The 26,769-nt window shown below is 62.4% G+C and carries 26 protein-coding genes; 15 read left to right on the plus strand and 11 right to left on the minus strand.

The window, feature by feature from the left end:
* Positions 1 to 178 precede the first annotated feature (178 nt).
* The 8 genes from ACFY68_RS04220 to ACFY68_RS04255 all read left to right on the plus strand — a co-directional run bounded on the left by ACFY68_RS04220 (position 179) and on the right by ACFY68_RS04255 (position 7,472).
* Positions 179 to 1,504, plus strand: a complete 1,326-nt coding sequence (locus ACFY68_RS04220; RefSeq protein ID WP_387523583.1) for an OprD family outer membrane porin — start codon at positions 179 to 181, stop codon at positions 1,502 to 1,504.
* 163 nt (positions 1,505 to 1,667) lie between these two features.
* Complete coding sequence (locus ACFY68_RS04225; protein WP_346612536.1) at positions 1,668 to 2,306, plus strand: peroxiredoxin; 639 nt, start codon at positions 1,668 to 1,670, stop codon at positions 2,304 to 2,306.
* Between the two features lie 425 nt (positions 2,307 to 2,731).
* On the plus strand, positions 2,732 to 3,325 hold the full coding sequence (ssuE, locus tag ACFY68_RS04230; RefSeq protein ID WP_346613486.1) for an NADPH-dependent FMN reductase: 594 nt from the start codon (positions 2,732 to 2,734) through the stop codon (positions 3,323 to 3,325).
* A gap of 95 nt (positions 3,326 to 3,420) precedes the next feature.
* Positions 3,421 to 4,386 (plus strand): sulfonate ABC transporter substrate-binding protein, encoded by a 966-nt coding sequence (locus ACFY68_RS04235; protein WP_387523588.1) that lies wholly within the window; start codon positions 3,421 to 3,423, stop codon positions 4,384 to 4,386.
* Between the two features lie 60 nt (positions 4,387 to 4,446).
* Positions 4,447 to 5,595, plus strand: coding sequence for an FMNH2-dependent alkanesulfonate monooxygenase (gene ssuD, locus ACFY68_RS04240; RefSeq protein WP_346613488.1), 1,149 nt, complete (start codon positions 4,447 to 4,449; stop codon positions 5,593 to 5,595).
* Positions 5,596 to 5,605: 10 nt separating this feature from the next.
* Positions 5,606 to 6,403, plus strand: coding sequence for an aliphatic sulfonate ABC transporter permease SsuC (gene ssuC / locus ACFY68_RS04245; RefSeq protein WP_387523591.1), 798 nt, complete (start codon positions 5,606 to 5,608; stop codon positions 6,401 to 6,403).
* Positions 6,400 to 7,212 carry an aliphatic sulfonates ABC transporter ATP-binding protein gene (ssuB, locus tag ACFY68_RS04250; protein ID WP_346613490.1) on the plus strand — a complete coding sequence of 271 codons (813 nt, stop codon included), beginning with the start codon at positions 6,400 to 6,402 and terminating at the stop codon, positions 7,210 to 7,212. Before ssuC ends, ssuB begins: the two co-directional genes overlap by 4 nt.
* Before the next feature lie 44 nt (positions 7,213 to 7,256).
* The gene (locus ACFY68_RS04255; RefSeq protein ID WP_008095172.1) at positions 7,257 to 7,472 is read left to right on the plus strand and encodes a molybdopterin-binding protein; all 216 of its coding nucleotides are present in this window, start codon (positions 7,257 to 7,259) and stop codon (positions 7,470 to 7,472) included.
* A 122-nt stretch (positions 7,473 to 7,594) separates the two neighbouring features.
* Here ACFY68_RS04255 and ACFY68_RS04260 read toward each other — a convergent pair whose 3' ends face one another.
* From ACFY68_RS04260 to ACFY68_RS04275, 4 genes are all read right to left on the minus strand, one after another.
* Entirely contained in the window at positions 7,595 to 8,227 is a 633-nt protein-coding gene (locus ACFY68_RS04260; RefSeq protein ID WP_387523596.1) for a TetR/AcrR family transcriptional regulator, read from the minus strand.
* Positions 8,227 to 9,804 (minus strand): glutamate--cysteine ligase, encoded by a 1,578-nt coding sequence (gene gshA, locus ACFY68_RS04265; protein ID WP_387523598.1) that lies wholly within the window; start codon positions 9,802 to 9,804, stop codon positions 8,227 to 8,229. The genes ACFY68_RS04260 and gshA overlap by 1 nt, the downstream gene beginning before the upstream one ends.
* A 154-nt stretch (positions 9,805 to 9,958) precedes the next feature.
* Positions 9,959 to 10,342, minus strand: coding sequence for a PaaI family thioesterase (locus ACFY68_RS04270; RefSeq protein ID WP_346613494.1), 384 nt, complete (start codon positions 10,340 to 10,342; stop codon positions 9,959 to 9,961).
* Positions 10,342 to 12,666: a Tex family protein gene (locus tag ACFY68_RS04275; protein WP_387523602.1), complete on the minus strand. Its 2,325-nt coding sequence runs from the start codon at positions 12,664 to 12,666 to the stop codon at positions 10,342 to 10,344. Before ACFY68_RS04275 ends, ACFY68_RS04270 begins: the two co-directional genes overlap by 1 nt.
* Before the next feature lie 228 nt (positions 12,667 to 12,894).
* On the opposite strand from ACFY68_RS04275, the gene ompR reads away from it, so the two are divergent.
* Positions 12,895 to 13,635: a two-component system response regulator OmpR gene (ompR, locus tag ACFY68_RS04280; protein ID WP_346613496.1), complete on the plus strand. Its 741-nt coding sequence runs from the start codon at positions 12,895 to 12,897 to the stop codon at positions 13,633 to 13,635.
* Positions 13,636 to 13,648: 13 nt separating this feature from the next.
* On the plus strand, positions 13,649 to 14,962 hold the full coding sequence (locus ACFY68_RS04285; RefSeq protein ID WP_387523606.1) for an ATP-binding protein: 1,314 nt from the start codon (positions 13,649 to 13,651) through the stop codon (positions 14,960 to 14,962).
* Between the two features lie 52 nt (positions 14,963 to 15,014).
* On the opposite strand, the gene rimK is transcribed toward ACFY68_RS04285, so the two are convergent.
* On the minus strand, positions 15,015 to 15,920 hold the full coding sequence (rimK, locus tag ACFY68_RS04290; protein WP_119137413.1) for a 30S ribosomal protein S6--L-glutamate ligase: 906 nt from the start codon (positions 15,918 to 15,920) through the stop codon (positions 15,015 to 15,017).
* The gene (locus ACFY68_RS04295) at positions 15,917 to 16,399 is read right to left on the minus strand and encodes an ATP-dependent zinc protease (protein ID WP_346613498.1); all 483 of its coding nucleotides are present in this window, start codon (positions 16,397 to 16,399) and stop codon (positions 15,917 to 15,919) included. The genes rimK and ACFY68_RS04295 overlap by 4 nt, the downstream gene beginning before the upstream one ends.
* 109 nt (positions 16,400 to 16,508) lie before the next feature.
* Here ACFY68_RS04295 and ACFY68_RS04300 point away from each other — a divergent pair, with 109 nt between their 5' ends.
* Positions 16,509 to 16,910: a S4 domain-containing protein gene (locus ACFY68_RS04300; RefSeq protein WP_346613499.1), complete on the plus strand. Its 402-nt coding sequence runs from the start codon at positions 16,509 to 16,511 to the stop codon at positions 16,908 to 16,910.
* A gap of 116 nt (positions 16,911 to 17,026) precedes the next feature.
* Here ACFY68_RS04300 and ACFY68_RS04305 read toward each other — a convergent pair whose 3' ends face one another.
* A complete protein-coding gene (locus ACFY68_RS04305) occupies positions 17,027 to 17,821 on the minus strand; it encodes a phosphatase PAP2 family protein (RefSeq protein WP_387523610.1) in 795 nt (264 codons plus the stop codon).
* A gap of 119 nt (positions 17,822 to 17,940) precedes the next feature.
* On the opposite strand from ACFY68_RS04305, the gene hslO reads away from it, so the two are divergent.
* The 3 genes from hslO (at position 17,941) to ACFY68_RS04320 (ending at position 21,431) form a co-directional block, all read left to right on the plus strand.
* Positions 17,941 to 18,840, plus strand: coding sequence for an Hsp33 family molecular chaperone HslO (gene hslO, locus ACFY68_RS04310; protein WP_387523613.1), 900 nt, complete (start codon positions 17,941 to 17,943; stop codon positions 18,838 to 18,840).
* 179 nt (positions 18,841 to 19,019) lie between these two features.
* Positions 19,020 to 20,561, plus strand: a complete 1,542-nt coding sequence (locus ACFY68_RS04315) for a phosphoenolpyruvate carboxykinase (protein WP_387523616.1) — start codon at positions 19,020 to 19,022, stop codon at positions 20,559 to 20,561.
* A gap of 429 nt (positions 20,562 to 20,990) precedes the next feature.
* Positions 20,991 to 21,431, plus strand: coding sequence for an acyl-CoA thioesterase (locus ACFY68_RS04320; protein ID WP_387523619.1), 441 nt, complete (start codon positions 20,991 to 20,993; stop codon positions 21,429 to 21,431).
* Between the two features lie 56 nt (positions 21,432 to 21,487).
* Here ACFY68_RS04320 and ACFY68_RS04325 read toward each other — a convergent pair whose 3' ends face one another.
* The 3 genes from ACFY68_RS04325 to fdhD all read right to left on the minus strand — a co-directional run bounded on the left by ACFY68_RS04325 (position 21,488) and on the right by fdhD (position 25,363).
* Entirely contained in the window at positions 21,488 to 21,967 is a 480-nt protein-coding gene (locus ACFY68_RS04325) for a glycine zipper domain-containing protein (RefSeq protein WP_387523622.1), read from the minus strand.
* Positions 21,968 to 22,181: 214 nt separating this feature from the next.
* The gene (locus ACFY68_RS04330; RefSeq protein ID WP_387523625.1) at positions 22,182 to 24,527 is read right to left on the minus strand and encodes an FdhF/YdeP family oxidoreductase; all 2,346 of its coding nucleotides are present in this window, start codon (positions 24,525 to 24,527) and stop codon (positions 22,182 to 22,184) included.
* Between the two features lie 5 nt (positions 24,528 to 24,532).
* Positions 24,533 to 25,363: a formate dehydrogenase accessory sulfurtransferase FdhD gene (gene fdhD, locus ACFY68_RS04335; RefSeq protein WP_387523627.1), complete on the minus strand. Its 831-nt coding sequence runs from the start codon at positions 25,361 to 25,363 to the stop codon at positions 24,533 to 24,535.
* Positions 25,364 to 25,538: 175 nt separating this feature from the next.
* Between fdhD and lysM the strand changes: the two genes are divergently transcribed.
* Positions 25,539 to 25,979, plus strand: coding sequence for a peptidoglycan-binding protein LysM (lysM, locus tag ACFY68_RS04340; protein WP_176511958.1), 441 nt, complete (start codon positions 25,539 to 25,541; stop codon positions 25,977 to 25,979).
* A gap of 113 nt (positions 25,980 to 26,092) precedes the next feature.
* Here lysM and yrfG read toward each other — a convergent pair whose 3' ends face one another.
* Positions 26,093 to 26,755 carry a GMP/IMP nucleotidase gene (gene yrfG / locus ACFY68_RS04345; protein WP_387523631.1) on the minus strand — a complete coding sequence of 221 codons (663 nt, stop codon included), beginning with the start codon at positions 26,753 to 26,755 and terminating at the stop codon, positions 26,093 to 26,095.
* Positions 26,756 to 26,769 lie beyond the last annotated feature (14 nt).

Consider the following 26,769-nt stretch of genomic DNA (forward strand, 5'->3'; position numbering starts at 1 on the left):
GATTTATAGGATTGTCATTATCCTGTAGCGCAGGGGGGCTTAGACCAAAGTAGTGAAATGTTCGGTAACGATTGACTTACCGGTCACTCTTTGGGACTAAATCGCCAATCCACGGTGAGAGGGGCAAAAGATCCCACCGCCAGAGATACACAAAAATTAGAACGTAGAGGAGCAAAACATGTACAAGTCCAGCCTGGCTCTGGCCGTGGCACTGGGGGTTCTCGCCCAGCAAGCAGGCGCTGCCGGTTTCGTTGAGGACAGCAAACTGTCGCTCAGCTCGCGCACCATGTACTTCAACGATGACAACCGTGAAGGGGGCGCTGACAACCGTGAGTCGGGTCAGGGCTTCAAGCTCGACTACCTCTCCGGTTTCACCCAAGGCACCGTTGGATTCGGCGTCGATGTACAGGCTCTCTGGGGTATTCACCTCGATGGCGGTCGCGGCAAGCACCCGAATACCAGCACCTTCTTCCCGAGCGACACCGATGGTTCCGCTGTGAGCCAGTGGGCCCGTATCGGTGGTAACGCCAAGGCTCGCTTCTCCAAAACCGAGGCCCACTTCGGTAGCGCGCTAGCACCGAACCTGCCGATCCTGGTCTCCAACGATGGTCGTCTGCTGCCGCAAACCTTTGAAGGTGGCACCATTCAGTCGAAAGAAATCGACAACCTGACTATCAACGCTGGCCAGCTGACCCATGCCATGGGCCGTGCTTCGAGCAACCGCACCGGCCTCTCGGTTAACGGTGCGACTGCTGACAGCAACAAATTCATCTACGGCGGCCTGGACTACAAGCTCACGCCAGACCTGACACTGCAGTACTACTACTCGAACCTGAAAGACTTCTACAAACAGCACTTCCTGGGTGCTACCCACGTATTCAAGATTGCCGACGATCAATCGTTCAAAACTGACCTGCGTTATTTTGACAGCAGCAGTGACGGCAAGAACGGTCCAGGCGAGTACAGCTTCAACAACAACGGTGGCTATCGCAAGAACAATGGTGAGGTCGACAACAAGACCTGGTCTGCCATGTTCACCTACACCTTGGGTGGCCATGCGTTGATGCTGGGCCACCAGCAGGTGAGCGATGATGGCGGCTTCGTCTGGCTTAACCAGGGTTCGGTTACCGATAGCAATGGCCGTCCCGAAGGCGCTGGCGGCGCCAGCTTCTACCTGTTCACCGACAGCATGATCAACCAGTTCGCCCGTGCGGGTACCAACACCACCTTTGGTCAGTACAGCTATGACTTCGCTCGCGTGGGAGTGCCTGGCCTGAAGGCTTCGGTTGCTTATCTGCGCGGTACCGACATCCGTAACTTCTCTGGTAACGGTACTTACCATGAGTGGGAGCGCGACGCCCGTATCGACTATGTCATTCAGGAAGGCACCCTCAAGGGCTTGGGCGCCAGCCTGCGTCACGGTGTGTACCGCGGTGAGGGTGAGGCTCCCGTCGACAAAGATCAGACGCGCTTCATCGTGAACTACACTTACAATTTCATGTAAGCCGTAGCTGATCAGAAGCCTCGCCCAGTGCGAGGCTTTTTTGTGCCTGTAATTTCGTATGCCTAAAGGTTATAAATAAATCAGTATTTATTCTTTTTGTTTTGCATCGGAAGCAGGCACATTGAACCCACAAGGCCAGAACACAGCACAGGAGCCGCATCCCATGAGCCTCAAACTCGGCGACATCGCCCCCGATTTTGCGCAGGATTCCAGCGAAGGCAAGATCCACTTCCACGAATGGCTCGGCAACAGCTGGGGTGTGCTGTTCTCCCACCCGGCGGACTTTACCCCGGTGTGCACCACCGAGCTGGGCCTTACCGCCAAGCTCAAGGACGAATTCGCCAAGCGTGGGGTCAAGGCCATCGCGCTGTCGGTGGACCCGGTCGACTCGCACCACAAGTGGATCGAGGACATCAACGAGACCCAGAACACCGTGGTCAACTTCCCGATCATCGCCGACGCCGACCGCAAGGTGTCCGACCTGTACGACCTGATCCACCCGAACGCCAGCGACACCCTGACCGTGCGCTCGCTGTTCGTCATCGACCCCAACAAAAAGGTGCGCCTGACCATCACCTACCCGGCCAGTACCGGGCGCAACTTCAACGAAATCCTGCGGGTGATCGACTCGCTGCAGCTGACCGACAACCACAAGGTCGCCACCCCTGGTAACTGGCAGGACGGTGACGAGGTGGTGATCGTGCCTTCGCTCAAAGATGAGGAAGAGATCAAGCAGCGCTTCCCCAAAGGTTACCGGGCGGTCAAACCCTATCTGCGCCTGACCCCGCAACCTAACCGTTAAAGAATTCTCGTTGCATTGCTCTTAGCCATAGCAGGGATATTCGGGCCGTTTCGACGGCCCTTTTTTATGCCGGAACAAAACGTGTGGCCTTCTTCGCGGATAAGCCCGCTCTCATAGAACGAACGCTAACTTACTGATCTGGCGGGGGACCCTGTAGGAGCGGCTTCAGCCGCGAACACCGGCGAAGCTGGTGCCATCCACTGCGGCGCCTGCTTCGCGGCTGAAGCCGCTCCCACAGGGTATGCGGCGCGCTCGCGGGCTTTGTTCTCTGCGCGTTTGCGCAATACCTGTGGGATTGGGCTCACCCGCGAATAGGCCTTCACGGATAAAGATAAAAATGGAATAAACAAATGAAAAAATATGATTTCTAGATATATATAGCAGCTGTTAATGTCATCTCCAACAGAACACAAGGAAGCGCTTGAATGCTGGTCGTCTCAATCGGTGGTAGCCCAAGTCAACGTTCACGCTCCGGCGTGCTGCTCGAGCGCTCGCGCCAGTGGCTGCAGGACCGTGGCGTCGAGGTGGTGACTTTCCAGGTACGAGACTTTCCTGCCGAGGACCTGCTGCATGCACGCTTCGACAGCCCGCAGGTGCAGCACTTCCAGCAACTGGTTGCCCAGGCCGATGGCCTGATCGTTGCCACCCCGGTGTACAAGGCGTCGTTCGCCGGTGCACTGAAGACCTTGCTCGACCTGCTGCCCGAACGCGCCCTGGCTCACAAGATCGTGCTGCCAATCGCCACCGGCGGCAGCATCGCCCACATGCTGGCGGTGGATTACGCGTTAAAACCGGTGCTGTCGGCACTCAAGGCGCAAGAGACCCTGCAAGGGATCTTCGCCGACGACAGCCAGATCGCCTACGGAGAAGGCGCCAGGCCGGCACAGTTGGTACCCGCTCTGGAAGAGCGCTTGCAGGACTCGCTGGAAACGTTCCACGTAGCCCTGGCCCGCCGGCCGCGCCCCGTGGAACCCGGCGTACTCAACGAACGCCTGATCAGTGCCCGCTGGAGCATCTGACCCGGTAACAACGGCTTTATCGCGTCATCCACCTTACTCGCCCGTCAACGAGGCAAGCAGGTGCAACCCGAACCTCATTCGCACAGGAGAGCGCCATGCGCACAGTCTTCTTGCGTCGCGGTCTGGTCGCCCTGTTTGCGGCGGCTGTGTCCTTCGGCGCCATTACCCAAGCCCAGGCCGAAGGCCTGCGCATCGGTTATCAGAAATACGGCACCCTGGTGCTGCTCAAGGCCAAAGGCACGCTGGAGAAGCGCCTGGCCGAGCAGGGCATCCAGGTGCAGTGGACAGAATTCCCCGGTGGCCCACAGCTGCTTGAAGGCCTGAACGTCGGCTCCATCGACTTTGGCGTTACCGGCGAGACCCCGCCGGTGTTCGCTCAGGCTGCTGGCGCCGACCTGCTCTATGTCGCCTACGAGCCGCCAGCGCCGCACAGCGAAGCGATCCTGGTGCCGAAGGGCTCGGCCATCCAGTCGGTGAAAGAACTCAAAGGCAAGAAAGTCGCCCTCAACAAAGGTTCGAACGTTCACTACCTGCTGGTCCGCGCCCTGGAAGACGCCGGCCTCAAGTACAGCGATATACAGCCGGTCTACCTGCCCCCATCCGATGCCCGCGCTGCCTTCGAGCGTGGCAGCGTCGATGCCTGGGTGATCTGGGACCCGTACCAGGCCGCAGCCGAACAGCAACTGCAGGCGCGCACCCTGCGTGACGGCAAGAACCTGGTCGATAACCACCAGTTCTACCTTGCCACCCGCAACTACGCGACGCAGCACCCGGCAGTGATCAACACCCTGATCGAAGAAGTGCGTGCCGTGGGCGAGTGGTCCCAGGCCAACCCGCAGCAAGTCACCGACCAGGTAGCGCCGCTGCTCGGCCTGCCTGCCGACATCACCCTCACCTCGGTCAAACGCCAAGGCTACGGTGCTGCGCCGTTGACCCCAGAGGTGGTGGCTGCACAGCAGAAAATCGCCGACACCTTCCAGGCGCTCAAGCTGATACCCAAGCCACTGAGCATCAAGGACGTGATCTGGACACCCCCGGCCAAGGTCGCTAGCGCGCCTTGATTGATTCGCCTGTGCCGGGGCGCCACCCCGGTTCGAGCCACCCTTGAGGAGACAACTCCAATGAGCCTTAATATTTTCTGGTTCCTGCCAACCCACGGTGACGGCAAGTACCTGGGCACTTCCGACGGCGCCCGTGCGGTTGACCACGGTTACCTGCAGCAGATCGCTCAGGCCGCCGACCGCCTCGGGTTTGGTGGGGTGCTGATCCCTACCGGGCGTTCCTGCGAGGATTCCTGGCTGGTCGCAGCGTCGCTGATCCCCGTGACCCAGCATCTGAAATTCCTGGTGGCCCTGCGCCCAGGCATCATTTCGCCGACCGTAGCGGCCCGCCAGGCCGCTACCCTGGACCGTCTGTCAAACGGCCGTGCGCTGTTCAACCTGGTGACCGGTGGCGACCCGGACGAGCTGGCCGGCGACGGGCTGCACCTCAATCACCAGGAACGCTACGAAGCCTCGGTGGAGTTCACCCGTATCTGGCGCAAGGTGCTGGAAGGTGAAAACGTCGACTACGACGGCAAGCACATTCAGGTAAAGGGCGCCAAACTACTCTACCCGCCGATCCAGCAGCCCCGTCCGCCACTGTATTTCGGCGGCTCGTCCGAAGCCGCACAGGACCTGGCCGCCGAGCAGGTCGAGCTGTACCTGACCTGGGGTGAGCCACCCGCAGCCGTTGCCGAGAAGATCGCCCAGGTGCGCGAAAAAGCTGCCGCACAAGGCCGCGAAGTGCGCTTCGGTATCCGCCTGCATGTGATCGTGCGCGAAACCAACGAAGAAGCCTGGGCCGCCGCTGATCGCCTGATCTCGCACCTGGACGATGAAACCATCGCCCGTGCCCAGGCCTCGCTGGCGCGCTTCGACTCGGTGGGCCAGCAGCGCATGGCCGCCCTGCACGGCGGCAACCGTGACAACCTGGAAGTCAGCCCCAACCTGTGGGCGGGTGTCGGCCTGGTACGTGGCGGCGCCGGTACCGCGCTGGTCGGCGATGGCCCGACCGTCGCAGCACGGGTCAAGGAGTACGCGGACCTGGGCATCGATACCTTTATCTTCTCCGGTTACCCGCACCTGGAAGAGTCCTACCGCGTCGCCGAACTGCTGTTCCCGCACCTCGACGTGCAGCGCCCGGAGCAACCGAAAACCGGTGGCTACGTGAGCCCGTTCGGCGAGATGGTGGCCAACGATATCCTGCCCAAGTCCGTGTCGCAGAGCTGAGGAGCGGGCCATGAGTCGTGCAACTTCCTCCACCCTGACCCAGCGCCTGGCGCCATGGGCGCTGCCGGTGCTGCTGCTGGCAGCCTGGCAGCTGGCGGTCAGCGCTGGCTGGCTGTCCACGCGCATCCTGCCAGCGCCTAGCGCAGTGGTGACTGCCGGCGTCGAGCTGGTGCGCAGTGGCGAAATCTGGACCCACCTGGCCATCAGTGGCTGGCGTGCCGGCCTAGGTTTCGTGATCGGCGGCAGCATTGGCCTGGTGCTGGGCTTCATCACTGGCCTGTCGAACTGGGGCGAACGCCTGCTCGACAGCTCGGTGCAGATGATTCGTAACGTGCCGCACCTGGCGCTGATCCCGCTGGTGATCCTGTGGTTCGGTATCGACGAGTCGGCGAAGATTTTCCTGGTCGCGCTGGGCACGTTGTTCCCGATCTACCTGAATACCTACCACGGTATTCGCAACGTCGACCCCGCCTTGGTGGAAATGGCCCGCAGCTATGGGCTGTCCGGCTTCGGCCTGTTCCGCCAGGTGATCCTGCCAGGTGCATTGCCCTCGATTCTGGTGGGCGTGCGCTTTGCCTTGGGCTTCATGTGGCTGACCTTGATCGTGGCAGAGACCATTTCGGCCAATGCCGGTATCGGTTACCTGGCGATGAATGCCCGTGAGTTCCTGCAAACCGATGTGGTGGTTTTGGCCATCGTTCTGTACGCCGTGCTTGGCAAGCTCGCCGACCTCGCCGCCCGCGGCCTGGAGCGTGTGTGGCTGCGCTGGCACCCGGCTTATCAAGTTGCCAGGAAGGAGGGCGCATGACCGTGCTCAAGGAACAACCGCCACGCCTGCTGCGTGGCATCCCCCTGGCATCCAATGGCCTGCGCAAAACCTTCGGCCAGCGTGAAGTGCTCAAGGGCATCGACCTGCACATCCCCGCCGGCCAGTTCGTCGCCATCGTTGGCCGCAGTGGCTGCGGCAAGAGCACATTGCTGCGCTTGCTGGCTGGGCTCGACCAGCCCAGCGCCGGTGAACTGCTGGCAGGTGCTGCGCCATTGGTCGAAGCCCGCGAGGAAACGCGGCTGATGTTCCAGGACGCCCGGCTGCTGCCGTGGAAAAAGGTGATCGACAACGTCGGCCTGGGCCTGGCTGGCAACTGGCGCCCGCGTGCGCTGGACGCGTTGGAGGCGGTTGGCCTGGCTGATCGCGCCAATGAGTGGCCGGCAGCACTGTCCGGTGGCCAGAAGCAGCGTGTAGCGCTGGCCCGGGCACTGATCCACCAGCCACGCCTGTTGCTGCTCGATGAGCCACTGGGTGCCCTGGATGCGCTGACCCGGATCGAGATGCAGCAACTGATCGAACGCCTCTGGCGTCAGCACGGGTTCACCGTGCTGCTGGTCACCCACGACGTCAGCGAGGCGGTGGCTGTGGCTGACCGGGTGATCCTGATCGAAGACGGCGAGGTCGGGCTCGACCTCACTGTTGACCTGGCACGGCCAAGGGCGCGTGGTTCGCACCGCCTGGCTGCGCTGGAAAGCGAAGTGCTCAACCGTGTTCTGTCGGTACCGGGTACTGCGCCCGAGCCGGACCCTGTAGCCCCTCTGCCCACGCAACTGCGTTGGGCGCACTGAAAAACTCACTTACCAGACTGAAGCCAAAGAGAAGGAATCAAGCCATGACTATCAAAGCGATCAACGTCCGCAACCAGTTCAAAGGCACCGTGAAAGAAATCCTCGAAGGCCCGGTACTGTCGGAAATCGACGTACAGACCGCCTCCGGTATCGTCACCTCTGTGATCACCACCCGTTCGGTGAAAGAGCTGGAGCTGCAAGTGGGCAGTGAAGTGATTGCGTTCGTGAAGTCGACCGAAGTGTCTATCGCCAAGCTGTGATTAACGTGGCCCATGGGGCTGCTTTGCAGCCCAATCGCCGGCAAGCCAGCTCCCACAGGTACTGCACAGGTTTCAAGCCTTGTGTCGTACCTGTGGGAGCTGGCTTGCCGGCGATGAGGCCTTCAAGTCTGACGCTTGGCTAAAAACGGCGGCAGGTACAACCCTAGATACGCCTCGAACACCCGCTTGCCTTCTTCGGCCATGCGCGGAGTGATCGCCTCATGTAACTGCACCGAGCGCGCATACACCCGGTCGCTCAGCTCCATGGCCAACGCGAACACATCCACATCCGCAGGCATCACCGGTAACCTGAAGTGCTGGTCGAACAGCTTGTGCATCAGGTCGCCCAGTTCCATATCGTGCTGCCGATCGGCCTGCACTACTTCGCTCAGGCCATGCTGCGCCAAAATCAACTGTCGCGCCGCAGCATCCCCGTTGTAGATGTCGAGCATGCGCTGCTCGATCAGTCGCGAAAGCTCGTGCCAGGTCGTCAGCGTGCTGCTGTCTATCGGAGCGCTTAGTGCTTCGCGAAAGGCCCGATGCACATCGGCGGTCAACGCTTCGAGCAAGGCTGGCACGCTGGCGAAGAAGTGGTACACCGACGAAGGCGGGATCTGCGCCCGCTCAGCCACGCTGTAGATAGACAACGCCGCCACCCCTTGCTCGGCCAACAGCTCGCGCGCTGCCGCCAGGATCGCTTCGATCCTGGCCTGGCTGCTGGCGCGGGGCTTGCGCGGGGAGGCGGTGCGGCTCATCAGTTGCTGATCGCCAGGATGCTGGCCTGGTAGGCGCCGACGAACAGGTCGAAGTCGCCGACTTCTTGCTGTTCCAGGCGCGACTGCTCGGCCAGCGAGTTGCGGGCGAGGGTTTCGAAGGCCTGTTGACGCTCGGCGGGCAGTGGCTGCTCACGGAAGGTCTCGGCGTGGTTCTGGCTTTGGCGCAGGGAGAACTCGATGAAGCTTTCTTCGTGTTCGGCCATGCGTGCCAGCACCTGGGCCGATGGCGTCAGCGAGGCATCATCGACCTTGGCCTGCTGCGCCTCCAGGGCCTTGGCGTGTTCATCACCTCCCTGGGCGCGGTCAAGCAACTCGGCCAGCTGGCCGATGCGGCCGATCAACTCGGTGGCCCAGGCTTTCAACTCGATCGGCTCGCCGTTACGGTGCAGCTTGAGGTCCGGGCGACGGCCTTCCTTGACCACGGTCAGGAAGTTGTCGGTGCACTGGCCGCACTCGCCGTTGTCCAGTTGCGGGCTGTCGTCCAGGGCACAGAGCAGCAAGAACGCATCGAGGAAGCGCGCTTCGGTCAGGTCGATGCCCACCGGCAGGAACGGGTTGATGTCCAGGCAGCGCACTTCGACATACTGCACGCCGCGCGAGGTCAGGGCCTGGATCGGCCGCTCGCCGGTGTAGGTGACGCGCTTGGGGCGGATGTTCGAGTAGTACTCGTTTTCGATCTGCAGGATGTTGGTGTTCAGCTGCACCCACTCGCCATCCACGTGCGTGCCGACTTCAACATAGGGCGGGTAGGGCGTGCCAACGGCCTTGCGCAGGCTGTCGGTATAGCTGGCCAGGTTGTTGTAGCAGGGCGTGAGGCCGGCCTGGGCGTTGCTCTGGTAACCCAGGTCACTCATGCGCAGGCTGGTGGCGTACGGCAGGTACAGGGTGTCGGGGTCCAGTTCTTCGAGCTGGTGCGGGCGGCCCCGCAGGAAGCCCTTGTCCAGCGCCGGCGAGGCACCGAACAGGTACATCAGCAGCCAGCTGTAACGGCGGAAGTTGCGGATCAGGGCAATGTAGGCCGAAGACTGGAAGTCACGGTCGTCTTCAGTGCTGCCTTCGGCCTCGCGCAGCAGTGGCCACAGTGCCTCTGGCAACGAGAAGTTGTAGTGGATACCGGCGATGCACTGCATGGTGCGGCCGTAACGCAGGGCCAGGCCCTTGCGGTAGACGTGCTTGAGCTTGCCGATGTTCGAGGTGCCGTACTCGGCGATCGGGATATCTTCCTCGGCCGGCAGCGTGCACGGCATCGACGGGCTCCACAGGTATTCGTCGCCCAGCTTGCTGTAGACGAAACGGTGGGTCTGCTCGAGGCTTTCGAGCACCTTGGCCGGGTCGGGCAAGGCTGGGGTGATGAACTCCAGCAGCGACTCGGAATAGTCGGTAGTGATCTGCTCGTTGGTCAGCGCCGAACCCAAGGCCTCAGGATGCGGGGTCTGGGCCAGGCGACCTTCAGGGGTCACGCGCAGGCATTCGCGCTCAATACCGTGCAGGCACTGCTTGAGCAGGGGGAGATTGGCGCCGAGCAGGCTCAGGCGGCGGTTGAGGAGGTCGCTCAAGATGGATTCCTTCACGCATCAGTCGCCCCAATATGGGGGTAGAGTTGACGGTCTACAAGGGTAGGAAGAAAGGAACTGGCGTTGTCGCCTGGTTTACGCGGTTTCGGCAGTGCCAGCGCACTGCCGAAAAATACCGCAGATACCGCTTGGTGAGCTAGAGAACGGCGAAGGTTCCCTGCGCTTTTGCCACCAGCTTGTCGCCTTGGACTACGTCGGCGTCGACCACCAGAGTGCGGCGCCCGGCATGCAGCACGCGGGCCGTGCACACGACCTCGCCGTCACTGACGGCGCGCATGTAGTTGATCTTGCATTCGATGGTCACGCTCTGCTGGTCGAAGCCATGGCTGGCCGAGCAGGCCAAGCCCATGGCGATGTCCACCAGGCTGAAGATGGCGCCGCCGTGCAGCTTTTGGCCGCGGTTGCGCAGGTGTGGCTCGAGCGCCAGGGCAACCTCGGCAACACCTGTGTCCAGGCGTTGCACGCGGCAGCCGAGGAGCTGGCTGTAGGCGCTTTGCACCAGCTCTTGGGGGATTTCCATCACTTCTTCTTCAGCTGTTTGGCGTTGGCGAACAGCGAAGCCATGGCGTTGTTGGCTGGGGCGGCGGTCGCGGTTTCACGCTGGCGCGGCGCCTGCTGCTGGCGGTTGCCGCCGTTGCCGCGGTTGCCGCCACGGTTGCCTTCGACCTTCTCGCCCGGGGTGTCGCTCATGCGCATGGACAGGCCCACGCGTTTGCGCGGGATGTCCACTTCCATGACCTTGACCTTGACCACGTCACCGGCCTTGACCGCTTCACGCGGGTCTTTGATGAACTTCTCCGACAGCGCCGAGATGTGCACCAGGCCGTCCTGGTGTACGCCGATGTCGACGAAGGCACCGAAGTTGGTGACGTTGGTGACCACACCTTCGAGGATCATGCCGGGCTCCAGGTCCTTGAGGTCTTCGACGCCGTCCTGGAAGGTGGCGGTCTTGAACTCGGGGCGAGGGTCGCGGCCAGGTTTGTCCAGCTCTTGCAGAATGTCGGTGACGGTCGGCAGGCCAAAGCTCTCGTCGGTGAATTTCTTCGGGTCGAGGCGTTTGAGGAAGGCACTGTCGCCGATCAGCGAACGGATATCGCGGTCGGTGTCGGCGGCAATGCGCTGCACCAGCGGGTAAGCCTCAGGGTGAACGGCCGAGGCGTCCAGCGGGTTGTCGCCGTTCATCACGCGCAGGAAGCCTGCGGCCTGTTCGAAGGTTTTCTCGCCCAGGCGGCTGACTTTCTTCAGCGCTGCGCGGGTGGCGAACGGGCCGTTGGCGTCGCGGTGGGCGACGATGTTCTGCGCCAGGGTCGCGTTGAGGCCAGAGATGCGGGTCAGCAGCGCCACGGAAGCGGTGTTGACGTCCACGCCCACGGCGTTCACGCAGTCCTCGACCACGGCGTCCAGGCCGCGCGCCAGCTTGAGCTGGGACACGTCATGCTGGTACTGGCCGACACCGATGGATTTCGGGTCGATCTTCACCAGCTCGGCCAGCGGGTCCTGCAGGCGGCGGGCAATCGACACGGCGCCCCGGATCGACACGTCCAGGTCGGGGAATTCACGGGCCGCCAGTTCCGATGCGGAGTACACCGAAGCACCGGCTTCGGAGACCATGATCTTGGTGATCTTCAGTGCTGGGTATTTTTTAACCAATTCGGCGATCAGCTTGTCGCTTTCACGGCTGGCGGTGCCGTTGCCGATGGCGATCAGCTCGACCGAATGCTTGGCACACAGGGCGGCGAGGACCGAAAGGGTACGGTCCCAGTCGTTGCGTGGGGCGTGCGGGTACACCGTGGCCGTGTCCAGCAGCTTGCCGGTGGCATCCACCACCGCCACCTTGCAGCCGGTACGCAGGCCCGGGTCGAAGCCCAGGGTGGCACGCGGGCCGGCCGGGGCGGCCAACAGTAAGTCGTGCAGGTTGTGAGCGAAGACGTTGATCGCCTCGCCTTCGGCGTTGTCACGCAGCTCGCCGAACAGGTCGGTTTCGAGGTGGGTGTACAGCTTGACCTTCCAGGTCCAGCGCACCACTTCGCCCAGCCACTTGTCAGCCGGGCGGTTGCGGTTTTCCACGCCGAAGTGGCCGCCGATCATCACTTCGCACGGGTGCAGGGTGCCCGGCAGCTCTTCGCCGACCTTCAGCGATGCGCTCAGCACGCCTTCGTTGCGGCCACGGAAGATCGCCAGGGCGCGATGGGAAGGGCAGTTGCGCAGCAGTTCGTCGTGGGCGAAGTAATCGCGGAACTTCGCGCCTTCTTCCTCCTTGCCGGCTACCAAGCGGGCGCTGAGCACCGCTTCCTGCTTGAGGAAGTTGCGTAGCTTGTCGAGCAGGGCGGCGTCTTCGGCGAAGCGCTCCATGAGGATGTACTTGGCACCTTCCAGCGCTGCCTTGACGTCGGCCACGCCTTTTTCGGCGTCGACGAAGCGCGCGGCTTCGCTTTCCGGGGTGAGTTGCGGGTCGTTGAACAAGCCATCGGCCAGCGCGCCGAGGCCGGCTTCCAGGGCAATCTGGCCCTTGGTACGGCGCTTCTGCTTGTACGGCAGGTAGAGGTCTTCGAGGCGGGTCTTGGTATCGGCCAGCTTGATCTCGCGGGCCAGCTCCGGGGTCAGTTTGCCCTGTTCCTCGATGCTGGACAGGATGCTGGCGCGGCGCTCGTCGAGTTCGCGCAGGTAGCGCAGGCGCTCTTCCAGGTGGCGCAGCTGGGTGTCGTCCAGGCTACCGGTCACTTCCTTGCGGTAACGGGCGATGAAGGGCACGGTCGAGCCTTCGTCCAACAGGCCCACGGCCGCCTCGACCTGCTGCGGGCGTACGCCCAGTTCCTCGGCGATACGGCTGTTGATGCTGTCCATGTAAACCACCTGACATTTGTGAATACGGGGGCTGCAAGGCGCGTGTTTCGCCCGGCGGCGCTGGATGAAAGCCGCGCATTATACCCATCGAGGACGGCTTGCGGTGATGGCGCCAGGCCAGTTGGCCAGGCCGGGAACTGGCGCCGGGGGAAAAATCTGCTAACAATGCTCACGGCACGCGTGGCAATGGCTACGCCATAATGCGCGGCGATATCAGAGGAGTTATTCATGACCGGCACCCCAAACAACGCTGAAGGTGACAAGATTCTCATCGTCGACGACGATCCGGGGCTCAGCAGCCTGCTGGAACGTTTCTTCACCAGCAAGGGGTACCGTGCCCGTGCGGTGCCCAATACCGAACAGATGGACCGCTTGCTGCAGCGCGAAGTGTTCAACCTGGTGGTGCTCGACCTGATGCTGCCGGGTGAAGATGGCCTGTCCGCGTGCAAGCGCCTGCGCCAGTCGAACAACCAGATCCCGATCATCATGCTCACCGCCAAGGGCGACGAACTCAGCCGCATCAAGGGGCTGGAGCTGGGCGCTGACGATTACCTGGGCAAGCCGTTCAACCCGGACGAGCTGATGGCGCGGGTCAAGGCCGTGCTGCGCCGGCAGGCACCGAGCGTGCCGGGCGCCCCGGGCAGCGAGGACGAGTCGGTCACCTTCGGCGATTACGAGCTGTCGCTGGCTACGCGTGAGCTCAAGCGCGGTGAAGAAGTGCACATGCTGACCACCGGCGAGTTCGCCGTGCTCAAGGCGCTGGTCATGCACGCGCGTGAACCGCTCACCCGCGACAAGCTGATGAACCTGGCCCGTGGCCGTGAGTGGGATGCCTTGGAGCGCTCCATCGACGTACAGATTTCGCGCCTGCGCCGCATGATCGAACCGGACCCTTCCAAGCCACGGTATATCCAGACTGTGTGGGGCGTAGGTTACGTCTTCGTGCCGGACGGAAACGCCGGAAAATGAACCCACACCGTCGATGAAAACGCCGCTCTGGTTCCCGCAAAGCTTCTTCGCCCGCACGTTGTGGCTGGTGCTGATCGTCGTCCTGTTCTCCAAGGCGTTGACCCTGGTCTACCTGCTGATGAACGAGGACGTACTGGTCGATCGGCAGTACAGCCACGGTGTAGCGTTGACGCTGCGTGCCTATTGGGCAGCCGATGAGGAAAACCGCGACAAGATTGCCGAAGCCGCAGGCCTGATCCGCGTGACCGGTTCTGGTGTGCCTGAAGGCGAGCAGCACTGGCCTTACAGCGAAATCTATCAGCGGCAGATGCAGGCCGAGCTGGGTGAAGACACCGAGGTGCGCTTGCGCATCCATGCGCCGCCGGCGTTGTGGGTCAACGCGCCGAGCCTGGGCCCAGGTTGGCTGAAAGTCCCTTTGTACCCGCACCCGTTGCGTGGCCAGAAGATCTGGAACGTGCTTGGCTGGTTCCTGGCCATCGGGCTGCTGTCGACCGCCTCGGCGTGGATCTTCGTGCGCCAGCTCAACCAGCCGCTCAAGCGCCTGGTGTTCGCTGCCCGCCAGTTGGGGCAGGGGCGCAGCGTGCGGCTGCCGATCAGCGATACGCCGAGTGAAATGGCCGAGGTGTACCGTGCCTTCAACCAGATGGCCGAGGATGTCGAGCAGGCCGGGCGTGAGCGCGAACTGATGCTGGCCGGTGTGTCCCATGACCTGCGTACGCCGCTGACACGCCTGCGCCTGTCCTTGTCATTGCTCAACAGCGACAACGAGCTGAGCGATGACATGGTCCGCGATATCGAGGACATGGACGCCATTCTCGACCAGTTCCTGGCCTTCATCCGCGATGGCCGTGACGAACCGGTGGAGGAGGTCGACCTGGCCGACCTGGTGCGCGAGGTCGTGGCGCCCTACAACCAGCCAGAGGAGCGGGTACGCCTGTGCCTGGAGCCGATTCCCCCGTTCCCGCTGCGTCGGGTATCGCTCAAGCGCATGCTGGGTAACCTGATCGGCAATGCCCTGCACCACGCTGGCAAAGGGGTCGAGGTGGCCGCCTATGTTTCGGGCGACGAGAGCGCGCCTTACGTGGTGCTCAGTGTGCTTGACCGTGGTGCCGGTATCGACGAGTCGGAGCTGGAGACCATCTTCAACCCGTTCATCCGCGGTGACCGTGCCCGGGGCGGCAAGGGCACCGGGCTGGGCTTGGCGATCGTGAAACGGATCGCGGCGCAGCATGGTGGCAATGTGGAGTTGCGCAACCGCTCAGGCGGCGGGATCGAAGCGCGGGTGAGGTTGCCGTTGGGGCTTTTACTGCCGCGCAATGCTGTGTGATCTGCCCCGGCCCTTTTGCGGCTAAAGCCGCGAGGGGCCGGCACGGTCAACCTCAGCCTTTACCTTTGGTGCGGGTCTGGTTCGGCCCGCCATTCTTCTCCAGATGCTCGATGATCATCCCGGCCACATCCTTGCTGGTGGTCACTTCGATACCTTCCAGGCCCGGTGAGGAGTTCACTTCCATCACCAGCGGGCCGTGGTTGGAACGCAGGATATCTACACCTGCCACACTCAAGCCCATTACCTTGGCTGCACGGATGGCGGTAATCCGCTCTTCAGGTGTGATCTTGATCAGGCTGGCGACCCCGCCCCGATGCAAGTTGGAGCGGAACTCGCCTGGCTTGGCCTGGCGCTTCATCGAGGCAATTACCTTGTCACCCACCACGAAGCAGCGAATGTCGGCACCGCCGGCTTCCTTGATGTACTCCTGAACCATGATGTTCTGCTTGAGGCCCATGAACGCTTCGATCACCGACTCCGCGGCCTGGGTGGTCTCGCATAGCACCACGCCGATGCCCTGGGTGCCCTCGAGCACCTTGATAACCAGGGGCGCGCCGTTGACCATCTGGATCAGGTCGGGGATGTCATCAGGCGAGTGGGCGAAACCGGTAATCGGCAGGCCGATGCCGCGCCGCGACAGCAACTGCAACGAGCGCAGCTTGTCGCGGGAGCGGGCGATGGCCACGGATTCGTTGAGCGGGTAGACGCCCATCATCTCGAACTGGCGCAGCACCGCGCAGCCATAGAACGTCACCGACGCGCCAATGCGCGGAATCACCGCATCGAAGCCTTCCAGTGGCTTGCCGCGGTAATGAATCTGCGGCTTGTGGCTGGCGATGTTCATGTAGGCCCGCAGGGTATCGATCACTACCATTTCGTGGCCACGCTGGGTACCGGCTTCGACCAGGCGGCGGGTGGAATACAGACGCGGATTGCGCGACAGCACAGCGATCTTCATGCAGCACCTGTGACAGGGGAAAGGGTGGCCGGAAAGGCCGGTTTGTCTTGCACGTACTTGAGCCCCGGGTTGACCACCAGCTGCCCATGGATAAGCGCCTTGGAGCCGAGCAACAGGCGGTAGCGCATGCTCTTGCGGCAGGCCAGGGTAAATTCCACTTGCCACACGCGGTCGCCCAGCGCCAACGGGGTGCGGATCACGTAACGGGTCTGGGCGTGGCCATTGGAGCTCTTGATGGTCTTCATGGTGACCAGCGGCGCTTCGCAACGGCGGTGACGCAGTTGCACGATCGAGCCTAGGTGGGCGGTAAAACGCACCCATGGCTCGCCGTCGCGCTCGAAGGGTTCCACCTCTGTGGCGTGCAGGCTGGAGGTGCTGGCCCCTGTGTCGATCTTGGCGCGCAGCCCCGCTACACCGAGGTCGGGCAAGGCGACCCACTCGCGCAGGCCGATCACAGTCAGATGGTCAAATGTCTTCACGAAGCACACCCTGGGGATAAGGTGGTGAACTGTAAGCACGACGGGGACTTTTTGCATCCGTCAGTTACGGTAGTACAGTTCGATGAAAGACAGAATTCGAGGTAACGGGATGGCACAAAAAGGCGAAGAAGACGACAAGGTCCGCCTGGACAAATGGCTATGGGCAGCGCGGTTCTACAAGACTCGCGCGCTGGCCAAGGCGGCGATCGAGAGTGGCAAAGTGCATTGCCGGGGCGAGCGCTGCAAGCCCGGCAAGGAGCCACGTGTAGGCGATGCGTTCGTGCTGCGCACCGGTTTCGATGAGCGCACGGTGGTGGTCAAGGCACTGTCTGCTGTACGCAGGGGGGCACCTGAGGCGCAGGCGTTGTATGAAGAAACCGAAGAAAGTGTGAAGCGCCGCGAGCAGGCCGCAGAGATGCGCAAGGCAGGTGCGATGGGTGTGACGACCGATGGCCGGCCGAACAAGAAACAGCGTCGGCAGATTCACCAGTTGCATGGCAGTTTTGATTGAGCGCGGCCGCGTTGCCGCCAAGCCGGCCCCCACAGAGGATGCGCAGTACTGTGAGATTGCGCAGGTTTTGTAGGCGCTGGCTTGCCGGCGATGGGCTGCAGAGCAGCCCTGATGATTTAGCGGATCACCGCCAATCGCCCGACCAACGGTAGCCTGGCTGCAAACTTGAACATCGGTGCCGTGCAGCGCAGCAGCAACGCGCTGCCCTTCGCCGCCAGTGGCGTATGGCAGCTCCAGCCCAGTGCCAGCACTGCCATCAGCAAACCACCGATGTAGTCATCCTGCCCCCAATGCGCACCCGCCACCAGGCGCGGCAGCATGAACAGGAACGCCAGGCCCCAGATCACCAGATGCTGCACCAGGCGCCGGCTGAACAAGCTCATGAACAGCGCCCAGATCAGCAGCACCGAGGCGTGATCGCCCGGGAAACTCTTGCTGGAACGGTCTTTCAGTTCCCAGGCTTTTTCCAGGTTCGGGTAGTAATCGCTCAGGTGGACAACGTTGTCGAAGACCATCGACGGGCTATCGTGTTGCCAGCCCATTGCATCCACCCACTTGGAAAACACCGCGCGAATCACCACTAACAGGATGAGCGTGACGAGAAAGCCGAAAAAGGCCTCACGCACCTGGCTGGCCTTGAACACCCAGTCACCGCGTATCAGCACGGCCAGCAGGATCAGGCCGACGACGATGTCGAAGGGCCGAAGGCTGCCGACGGTCCAGATGTAGCGCCAGGTGGTGTGGTCGGCCAAGGGCGCATTAAGGCTGTGGAACAGCCATTCGTCGAAAGTCAGGCACAGGATCTGGCCAAAAGGCCATAACCAGAAACACAGTAGAGCGATAGGCAGCAATGTGCAGGCTGCCAAAGGGCCCCAGGACCACCTTGCTTGGAACAGTGGTCGATTGTCCATAAAATACCTCTATTGCCAACGGGAATCGGAGCGCCTTGTGAGCGCTCTGTCACGGGGTCTCGCAAGTGTTCGAAATCCCGTGTAACCATTTTGTCATCATTTTCAGATAGCCAAAACCTATGAGCGATTTGCCAGATACCGATTTCACCCAACGTTTCATCTTCGACGACCGCGATATTCGCGGCGAGTGGGTGGCACTCGATGACAGCTACGCCGCGGTGTTGGCTCGTCATGCCTACCCACAGCCCGTGGCCGCACTGCTCGGCGAATTGATGGCCGCCACCTCGCTGCTGGTTGGCGCCATGAAGTTCGACGGCCTGCTGGTGTTGCAGGCGCGCTCGGCTGGGCCGATCCCGCTGTTGATGGTGGAGTGCTCGAGCGAGCGCGCCATCCGCGGCATGGCGCGTTATGAAGCGGACCAGATCCCTGAAGAAGCGACGCTGGCGCAGTTGATGCCGGACGGCCACCTCACCCTGACCATCGACCCGGTCAAGGGCCAGCGCTATCAGGGTACTGTCGAACTCGACGGCGCCAACCTGTCGGAATGCTTCACCAACTACTTCATCCAGTCCCAGCAGACCAACACTCGCTTCTGGCTCAATGCCGAAGGCGGCAAGGCCCGCGGCTTGCTGCTGCAACAGCTGCCGGTCGACCGCCAGCGTGACGAAGAAGAGCGTGAAGACAGCTGGCAGCACGTGATCGCCCTCGCCAAGACGCTCAAGGCCGAAGAGTGGGCCGAGGACAACGAAACCCTGCTGCACCGCCTGTACCACGAAGATGCCGTGCGCCTGTTCGATATCCAGCCGCTGCGCTTCCAGTGCAGCTGCTCGCGCGAACGTTCCGGCAATGCGCTTGTCAGTCTTGGCGAGCACGATGCCAAGCAGTTGGTGGACGAGTGTGGCGGCAAGGTGGAGATCGATTGCCAGTTCTGCAACGAGCGCTATTTCTTCGATGCCAGCGATGTGGCGCAACTGTTTGCCGGTGGCGGCACGGACACAGCGTCAGAAACTCGCCACTGAAACGTTTAATTGCAGGGAAATCTCCTGTCGAATTGCGCAAAAGCGCGGTTACGACAGGAGGGGCCTACTTTTTTTGGGCGTTTCTGGCATAATCCGGCCACTTTTTTCGCTGTAGTAGTTTTTTACAGACAACTACAAAACGTTTGGAGCACTCGGCCTCGGGCCGGATGGGGTATCTCATGACGCAAGCCAACAACACCGTGTACACCGACCTGAGCGTCGATGAGCTGGTAAAAGAAGCGCTGCAACGCGGTGAAGGCGTGCTAGCCGATACCGGCGCACTGGTCGTGGAGACTGGGCACCGTACTGGCCGTTCGCCGGCTGACCGTTTCATCGTCGAAGAACCTTCCACCCAGGATGCCATCTCCTGGGGCCCGATCAACCGCAAGTTCCCGGCCGACAAGTTCGATGCCCTGTGGGACCGCGTCGAGGCGTTCAACAACGCCCAGGATCACTTCGTTTCGTACGTTCACGTAGGGGCGGCCGCCGAGCACTACCTGCCGGTGAAGATGACCACCCAGACTGCCTGGCAGAACCTGTTCGGTCGTTGCCTGTTCATCAACCCTGAGCAGTTCAACCCGGCTGGCCGCGACCAGTGGCAAGTACTCAACGTTGCCAACTTCGTGTGCGAGCCTGAGCGTGACGGCACCAACTCCGACGGCTGCGTCATCATCAACTTCGCGGCCAAGAAGGTGCTGATCGCTGGCATGCGTTACGCCGGCGAAATGAAGAAAGCCATGTTCTCGGTGCAGAACTTCCTGCTGCCGGCTGCCGACGTGCTGCCAATGCACTGCGCTGCCAACATTGGCGAAGAAGGCGACGTAACCCTGTTCTTCGGCCTGTCCGGCACTGGCAAGACCACCCTGTCGGCCGACGAAAGCCGTTACCTGATCGGTGACGACGAGCACGGCTGGGGCGAAGGCGTTGTCTTCAACATGGAAGGCGGCTGCTACGCCAAGTGCATCGATCTGTCCGAGAAGAACGAGCCGGTCATCTGGAAAGCCATCAAGCACGGCGCAGTACTGGAAAACGTCGTTCTCGATGCCAACAAGCATGCCGACTACACCGATGTCAGCCTGACCCAGAACAGCCGTGCCGCCTACCCTCTGGAGCACGTCGCCAAGCGCGCCGAGGCCAACCTGGGTGGCGAGCCTAACGCAGTGATCTTCCTGACCTGCGACCTGACTGGCGTTCTGCCGCCGGTTTCCATCCTGAACAACGAGCAGGCGGCCTACCACTTCCTGTCCGGCTACACCGCGCTGGTCGGTTCCACCGAAATGGGTTCGGGCGGCGGCATCAAGTCGACCTTCTCCACCTGCTTCGGCGCCCCGTTCTTCCCGCGCCCGGCTGGCGAGTACGCCGAGCTGCTGATCAAGCGTATCAACGGCTTTGGTTCCAAGGTGTACCTGGTCAACACCGGCTGGACCGGTGGTGGCTACGGTGTTGGCAAGCGCTTCAGCATCCCGACCACCCGTGGCGTGATCGCTGCCATCCAGAGCGGCGCACTGATCGGTGCCGAGACCGAACACCTGGACATCATCAACCTGGACGTGCCGAAGGTTGTGCCAGGCGTCGAAACCGAACTGCTCAACCCGCGCAACACCTGGGCTGACCAGGCGGCCTACGACGAAGCCGCCAAAGGCTTGGCCAAGCTGTTCACCGAAAACTTCAAGAAGTTCGACGTGTCCGACGCCATCAAGGCTGCTGGTCCACAGCTGTAAGCTGGCGCTAGCGTCTTAAAAAAAACCGCCCTTCGGGGCGGTTTTTTTGCATGGCGGTTTTGTAGTGCCTTGCTGGCTTCTTCGCAGGTAAACCCGCTCTCATAGACAAACGCTAACTTACCGATTTGGCGAGGAGCTTGTAGGAGCGGCTTCAGCCGCGAACACCGGCTAAGCCGGTGCCATCCACCGCGGCGCCTGCTTCGCGGCTGAAGCCGCTCCTACAGGATATGCGATGCGCTCGCGGGCTTTGTTCTCTGCGCGACAGCGCAGCCCGAGGGCTGGGTAATCCCCTACAGATACCGTGCTGCTGGCTAAGCCAAACTCGAGCTTGTGAGAGCGGGCCTACCCGTGAAATGCCAGTAAATACTCAAGAACTCTGGAATTTCTGGTTCACTGATAGCATTCATTGCGATCATGCGAGACAGACAGATGACTCCATCCCCCAACCGCAACGCGTTCTCCCACTTCCACCCCATCCTCACCCGTCCTCAGGACAACGACCACAATGGCCATGTCGCCGGTGCGACTGTGCACGGTTTCTTCGAAACCGCCATCCAGGCCTTTCTCGTCGAGCAAGCCGAGTTCGACCTACGTGAAGGCGCGCTGGCAGCGTTCGTGGTCAGTTCGGCGGCAGACTTCTTTGCATTGCCGGGCTTCCCGGATGTGCTTGAGGTGGGCCTGGGCGTGACGCGTCTGGTGGGAAGTACGGTGGAGTACCGGCTGGCGCTGTATCGCCCGGGCGAAGCGGATGCTTGCGCCGCAGGCACTGTGGTGCAGGTGTTCATCGAGCGTGCAAGCGGCCGGCCGGTGCCGCTTCCGGAGACGCTGCAGGTCATCCTTGCCGGGCTGCAGCTTGACGTGCAGGCATGAAAAAGCCCCGCGGGTGAGGGCGGGGCTTTCTTGCTACCCGGGCGTTAGCCTGGGTATCAGTCGCGCCAGTGGCGCTTGTGCTTGCGATGGCCGTAGTGGTGGCCACGGTCGTAGTGACGACGGTCGTCGTAGCCGCGACGGTAGCGGCGATCGTCATGACGGTCGTCGTCGTCGGCCTTGTTGCCCATGTAGTTACCCAGCGCGCCACCAGCGCCGCCGCCTGCGGCTGCACCAATGTAGCTGCCGGTGGTACCACCCACCGAGCGACCGACCACGTTACCGCCTGCTGCGCCCAGTGCGCCGCCGATAGCGGCCTCACCACGCTGGCGCTTGTCGGCACCCAGGGCACCGCCGGCAGCGCCACCCAGGCCGGCACCAATGGCGCCGCCGGTGCTACCACCGATGGAGTTGCCCACTACGGAGCCGAGTACCCCACCCAATGCGCCGCCAATGCCGGCCTCGGTATTGCCGCCTGCCATGGCAACGCCGCTGAGCAAGCTGAAAGACAACAACAGAATCGAGGAGTACTTCTTCATCAAGAGAGCCTCATAGGGATGACGAGGGCGAATTTGAGGCTCGGTGCACCGTCTTGCAATTGAAATCCGACGAGTAGCACGAGTTGTACACAATTCTCTAAGTTACTGTAATTGCTGTGAAACTTTATCGATTTTCGCGTGTCTGACCTTATTGTGACGAAGCCCTGGACCCTTGTGGAACAGGGCTTTTTCGTTTTTGCCGGCCAGCCAGCCCTTACACGATCCGCCCGTCGTCGCGCGCCCGCTCAAGCTTGATGGCGACGAACTTGGACGTCGGTGTATGGCTGCCTTCACCGATGCTTTCCAGTGGAATCAGCGGGTTCACCTCCGGGTAGTAAGCCGCCGCCTGCCCAGCCGGAATATCGAAGGCGAGCAGGGTGAAGCCGTGTACCCGGCGCACATGCTCATCACCCCACAGCGAAACGATGTCGACCTTCTGCCCCGGCTGGAAGCCCAGGCGGATGATGTCTGCTTCGTTGGCGAACAGTACGTCGCGCTGGCCGCGCACCCCGCGATAGCGGTCGTCCAGGCCGTAGATGGTGGTGTTGTACTGATCGTGCGAGCGCATCGACTGCATGATCAGGTCCGGCAACTGGCCGCTGGCGCGCACGCGCTCGTCGAGCAGGCTGTCCGGCAGCAGGTTGGCCTTGAAGTTGGCGCGGCCGCTGGCGGTTTTCCACTGACGGCTACCGGCGCTGTTGCCCAAGTAGAAGCCGCCAGGGTGGCTCAGGCGCTGGTTGAAGTCATCGAAACCGGCAATGGTGTCGGCGATGAGGTCGCGGATGCGGTCGTAGTCGGCTACCAGCCAGTGCCAGTCCACCGGGCGCTTGCCCAGCGTGGCGGCGGCAATGCCAGCGACTACTGCCGGCTCTGAACGCATCTGGCGCGACAGCGGCTTTAGCTGGCCGTTGGAGGCGTGGACCATGCTGAACGAATCTTCCACCGTGACCGCCTGCGGGCCGTCGGCCTGCAGGTCGATGTCGGTGCGGCCCAGGCAGGGCAGGATAAGCGCCTGCTTGCCGTGGATCAGGTGGCTGCGGTTGAGCTTGGTGCTGATGTGCACGGTCAGCGCGCAGTTGCGCAGCGCTTGCGCGGTCCGCTCGGTATCCGGCGTCGCCTGGGCGAAGTTGCCGCCCAAGCCGATGAACACTTTGGCGCGCCCCTCAAGCATGGCGTGAATCGCCTCGACGGTGTTGTGGCCATTGTGGCGCGGTACCGTAAAGCCAAAGCGTTTTTCCAGGGCATCGAGCAGCGCCACCGGCGGGCGTTCGTTGATGCCCATGGTGCGGTCGCCCTGCACGTTACTGTGGCCACGCACCGGGCACAGCCCCGCACCGGGCGCGCCGATGTTGCCGCGCAGCATCTGCAGGTTGACGATTTCCTGGATGGTCGGCACCGAATGGCGGTGTTGGGTAATCCCCATCGCCCAGCACATGATCACGCGCTTGCCGCGGCAGTACATGCGGGCGGCCAGCTCGATATCGGCCAGCGTCAGGCCGGACTGTTCCTCTATGTGCTGCCACGAGGTGGCGTCCACCGCCGCGAGGTACTCATCCACGCCATGGCCATGCTCGGCAATGAAGACGTGATCGAAGACGGCCGGTTCACCGTTGGCCTGCGCTTCGCGCTCCCACTGCAGCAGGAACTTGGCCATGCCACGCAGCATGGCCATGTCGCCACCCAGGGCCGGGCGGAAAAATGCGGTGTTGGTCGGCCGGTCGCTGTTGGTCAGCATCTCCAGCGGGTTCTGCGGATGCTGGAAGCGCTCCAGGCCGCGCTCCTTGAGTGGGTTGACGCACACCACCTGGGCGCCGCGTTTCACGGCATCGCGCAGCGGGTCCAGCATGCGCGGGTGGTTGGTGCCGGGGTTCTGGCCCCAGACGAAGATCGCATCGGCATGCTCGAAGTCATCGAAGGTGACGGTGCCTTTACCCACGCCCACGCTTTGCCCCAGCGCCACACCGCTGGCCTCGTGGCACATGTTGGAGCAATCCGGGAAGTTGTTGGTGCCATAGGCGCGCACGAACAGCTGGTACAGGTACGCAGCTTCGTTGCTGGCCCGCCCGGAGGTGTAGAACTCGGCCTGGTCGGGGCTGGTGAGTGCGTTCAGCTCACGGGCGATCACGGCAAAGGCGGCGTCCCAGGCGATCGGCTGGTAGCGGTCGCTGGCTGGGTCGTAGACCATCGGTTCGGTCAGGCGGCCCTGGTATTCGAGCCAGTAGTCGCTCTGCTGGCGCAGTGCGCTGACGCTGTAGCGGGCGAAGAAGGCCGCGTCGACGCGGCGCTTGGTGGCTTCCCAGTTGACCGCCTTGGCGCCGTTCTCGCAGAACTTGACCATGCCGCTCTCGGGCGAGTCGCCCCAGGCGCAGCCGGGGCAGTCAAAGCCCCCGTTCTGGTTGGTCTTGAGCAAGGCGCGCAGGTTTTTCAGCGCATTGTCGCTACCGACCCAGGCCTTGGCCACGCTGCGCAGCGCGCCCCAGCCACCGGCGGGGCCGTGGTAGGGCTTGTAGCGAGGGGTGGAGGCTGGGGCGTTGTCTGGAAGAGGCTGGTACGAGGTCACGGCTGTTACGACTCCGCCGCTGGGCTGTAGACCCGCGGTGCACTGTGTTTAGGCAGATGAATGAGGTTGAGGTTGTGCTTGCGCGCCCACTGCAGGGCGAGGCCCGTGGGCGCCGACAGGCTGACCAGGGTCTGGATGCCGGCGCGCAGGACTTTCTGGATCAGCTCCAGGCTGCAGCGGCTGGTGACGATGGCCAGGCCGCCTTCAGTGGCGATGCCTTGGCGCAGTAGGGCGCCGATCAGCTTGTCCAGCGCGTTGTGCCGGCCGATGTCTTCGCGGCCGAGCAGCAGCTCGCCCTGGGCATTCATGAACAGGGCCGCATGCACGGCACCGCAGTGCTGGCCCAGGGGCTGGAAGGCATCAATGCGTTGGCGCAGGCCGGCCAGCCATTGCGCGGGTGGCAAAGGCGCGCCGGGTAGTTCGGCCAGTTCCGGCAACGCCTGCTCCAGGGCCTCGACACCACACAGCCCGCAGCCGCTGGTGCCGGCCAGCTGGCGGCGCTGGTTTTTCAGGTTCCAGAACGCGCGGCTGGAAATCTCCAGGTCGGCATACATCGCCGAGCCGTTGCCGGACAATTTCAGGTCATAGATTTCTGCCGTGCCTTCGACAATGCCGCTGCCCACGCTGAAGCCGACTGCAAAATCTTCGAGGTCGGTGGGGCTGACCAGCATCACGGCCTGGTTGAGGCCGTTGAAGGCGATGGCCAAGGCGACTTCTTCGGCCAGTGGTGTACTGGCGCGTGCGGCATCGTCGAGCTGGATGTAATCGTAGGTGTTGCTGGCGGCAGGCAAGGCCAAAGGCGTAGAGGCCGCGCAGACCGGAGGTTTGCTGTTCATCGGGGCTGACTACCGGCGGCTATTTGATAGCACCAGCCTAGGCCCGCGCGCTGGCCACGTCTAATCGCTAGGGTCTATGCCTTGATAGACCGCGTCGATTGGCCGCAGTGGGGCGGGAGGGGAAATCCTGGCCTAGACTCCTGACTCCGAGGTTTCAGTCAACAAGGAGAACGCAATGAGCCTGTTCAGTTTCGTGAAGGAAGCCGGCGAGAAGTTGATCGACCTGCTGACCCCTGGCAATGCCAATGCCGAGGAGCAGTTGAAGAAGCACGTGGAGAGTGTCGGCCTGGGCAATCCCAATATCACCGCCACTGTAGAGGGCGACAAGATCATCCTCAAGGGTGAGGTGGCCAGCCAGGAGGAGAAAGAGAAGATCATCCTCGCGGCGGGCAACATCAATGGCGTTGCCAGCGTAGATGACCAGATCACCGTAACCGGGCCGGTGGTCAAGGCTGCGCGGTTCGTGACCGTGAAGAAGGGTGACACGCTGTCAGCTATTTCCGTAGTGGTGTATGGCAACGCCAACCAGTACAACAAGATCTTCGAGGCCAACAAGCCGATGTTGTCGCACCCGGACAAGATCTACCCGGGGCAGGTGCTGCGCATCCCTGACTGATAGCTCTTCAGAGCTGTGCTGGCCTCTCGCGGGCCAGCCCGCTCCTACAGAATCATCGCAGGCCTTGAGCACTGTGCAGTACCTGTGGGAGCCGGCTTGCCGGCGGTTTGGCCTTAAAGGCCTACCAACAATGCCCGGTAATCCTCGACCGCCTCAAACTCTTGAGTATCCCGCGGCGCCGCCTGGCTATCCGGCTGGCGCACCGCCAGCAAATGCCCCACGCCAAATCGCCGTGCGCTGCGCAAGATCGCCAGCGTGTCGTCGATGAACAGGCTGCGTTCAGGCACAAAGCCGATATCCGCCTGCAACGCGTCCCAGAACTGCGGGCTTTCCTTCGGGTAGCCGTAATCATGCGAACTGATCAGCCGCTCGAAATACGGCGCCAGTTCCACCCGCTCCAGCTTCAGCGACAGCGAGTCGCGATGCGCATTGGTGATCATCACCACCCGCTTGCCCGCCCGGCGGACTGCGGCAAGGAAGGTGTCGGCGTCGGGGCGCAGGGCGATCAGGTCGGCGATCTCGCGCTTCAGCTCGCGGATCGGCAAGTTCAGCTCGCGGCTCCAGAAATCCAGGCAGTACCAGTTGAGGGTGCCGGCATTGCGCTCGAACAGCGGCTGCAGCTCCATTTCCGCCATGGCTCGGCTAACGCCATGCACCTCGGCGTAACGCTGGGGCAGGTGCTCCAGCCAGAAGCGGTTGTCGTAGTGCAGGTCGAGCAGGGTGCCGTCCATGTCCAGCAGGACGGTATCGATGGCGGACCAGGGAAGAACAGGCATGGGAAACTCTCGTT

Origin of the sequence: Pseudomonas sp. NPDC012596, assembly GCF_042902325.1 — a bacterium.
Taxonomy (GTDB): Bacteria; Pseudomonadota; Gammaproteobacteria; order Pseudomonadales; family Pseudomonadaceae; genus Aquipseudomonas.

What these genes read in the sequence shown, in the direction of transcription:
- ACFY68_RS04220 (WP_387523583.1), top strand. Translation starts at nt 179, where the DNA reads ATGTACAAGTCCAGCCTGGCTCTGGCCGTGGCACTGGGGGTTCTCGCC.
- ACFY68_RS04225 (WP_346612536.1), top strand. Translation starts at nt 1,668, where the DNA reads ATGAGCCTCAAACTCGGCGACATCGCCCCCGATTTTGCGCAGGATTCC.
- ssuE (WP_346613486.1), top strand. Translation starts at nt 2,732, where the DNA reads ATGCTGGTCGTCTCAATCGGTGGTAGCCCAAGTCAACGTTCACGCTCC.
- ACFY68_RS04235 (WP_387523588.1), top strand. Translation starts at nt 3,421, where the DNA reads ATGCGCACAGTCTTCTTGCGTCGCGGTCTGGTCGCCCTGTTTGCGGCG.
- ssuD (WP_346613488.1), top strand. Translation starts at nt 4,447, where the DNA reads ATGAGCCTTAATATTTTCTGGTTCCTGCCAACCCACGGTGACGGCAAG.
- ssuC (WP_387523591.1), top strand. Translation starts at nt 5,606, where the DNA reads ATGAGTCGTGCAACTTCCTCCACCCTGACCCAGCGCCTGGCGCCATGG.
- ssuB (WP_346613490.1), top strand. Translation starts at nt 6,400, where the DNA reads ATGACCGTGCTCAAGGAACAACCGCCACGCCTGCTGCGTGGCATCCCC.
- ACFY68_RS04255 (WP_008095172.1), top strand. Translation starts at nt 7,257, where the DNA reads ATGACTATCAAAGCGATCAACGTCCGCAACCAGTTCAAAGGCACCGTG.
- ACFY68_RS04260 (WP_387523596.1), bottom strand. Translation starts at nt 8,227, where the DNA reads ATGAGCCGCACCGCCTCCCCGCGCAAGCCCCGCGCCAGCAGCCAGGCC.
- ACFY68_RS04270 (WP_346613494.1), bottom strand. Translation starts at nt 10,342, where the DNA reads ATGGAAATCCCCCAAGAGCTGGTGCAAAGCGCCTACAGCCAGCTCCTC.
- ACFY68_RS04275 (WP_387523602.1), bottom strand. Translation starts at nt 12,666, where the DNA reads ATGGACAGCATCAACAGCCGTATCGCCGAGGAACTGGGCGTACGCCCG.
- ompR (WP_346613496.1), top strand. Translation starts at nt 12,895, where the DNA reads ATGACCGGCACCCCAAACAACGCTGAAGGTGACAAGATTCTCATCGTC.
- ACFY68_RS04285 (WP_387523606.1), top strand. Translation starts at nt 13,649, where the DNA reads ATGAAAACGCCGCTCTGGTTCCCGCAAAGCTTCTTCGCCCGCACGTTG.
- rimK (WP_119137413.1), bottom strand. Translation starts at nt 15,920, where the DNA reads ATGAAGATCGCTGTGCTGTCGCGCAATCCGCGTCTGTATTCCACCCGC.
- ACFY68_RS04300 (WP_346613499.1), top strand. Translation starts at nt 16,509, where the DNA reads ATGGCACAAAAAGGCGAAGAAGACGACAAGGTCCGCCTGGACAAATGG.
- ACFY68_RS04305 (WP_387523610.1), bottom strand. Translation starts at nt 17,821, where the DNA reads ATGGACAATCGACCACTGTTCCAAGCAAGGTGGTCCTGGGGCCCTTTG.
- hslO (WP_387523613.1), top strand. Translation starts at nt 17,941, where the DNA reads ATGAGCGATTTGCCAGATACCGATTTCACCCAACGTTTCATCTTCGAC.
- ACFY68_RS04315 (WP_387523616.1), top strand. Translation starts at nt 19,020, where the DNA reads ATGACGCAAGCCAACAACACCGTGTACACCGACCTGAGCGTCGATGAG.
- ACFY68_RS04320 (WP_387523619.1), top strand. Translation starts at nt 20,991, where the DNA reads ATGACTCCATCCCCCAACCGCAACGCGTTCTCCCACTTCCACCCCATC.
- ACFY68_RS04325 (WP_387523622.1), bottom strand. Translation starts at nt 21,967, where the DNA reads ATGAAGAAGTACTCCTCGATTCTGTTGTTGTCTTTCAGCTTGCTCAGC.
- fdhD (WP_387523627.1), bottom strand. Translation starts at nt 25,363, where the DNA reads ATGAACAGCAAACCTCCGGTCTGCGCGGCCTCTACGCCTTTGGCCTTG.
- lysM (WP_176511958.1), top strand. Translation starts at nt 25,539, where the DNA reads ATGAGCCTGTTCAGTTTCGTGAAGGAAGCCGGCGAGAAGTTGATCGAC.
- yrfG (WP_387523631.1), bottom strand. Translation starts at nt 26,755, where the DNA reads ATGCCTGTTCTTCCCTGGTCCGCCATCGATACCGTCCTGCTGGACATG.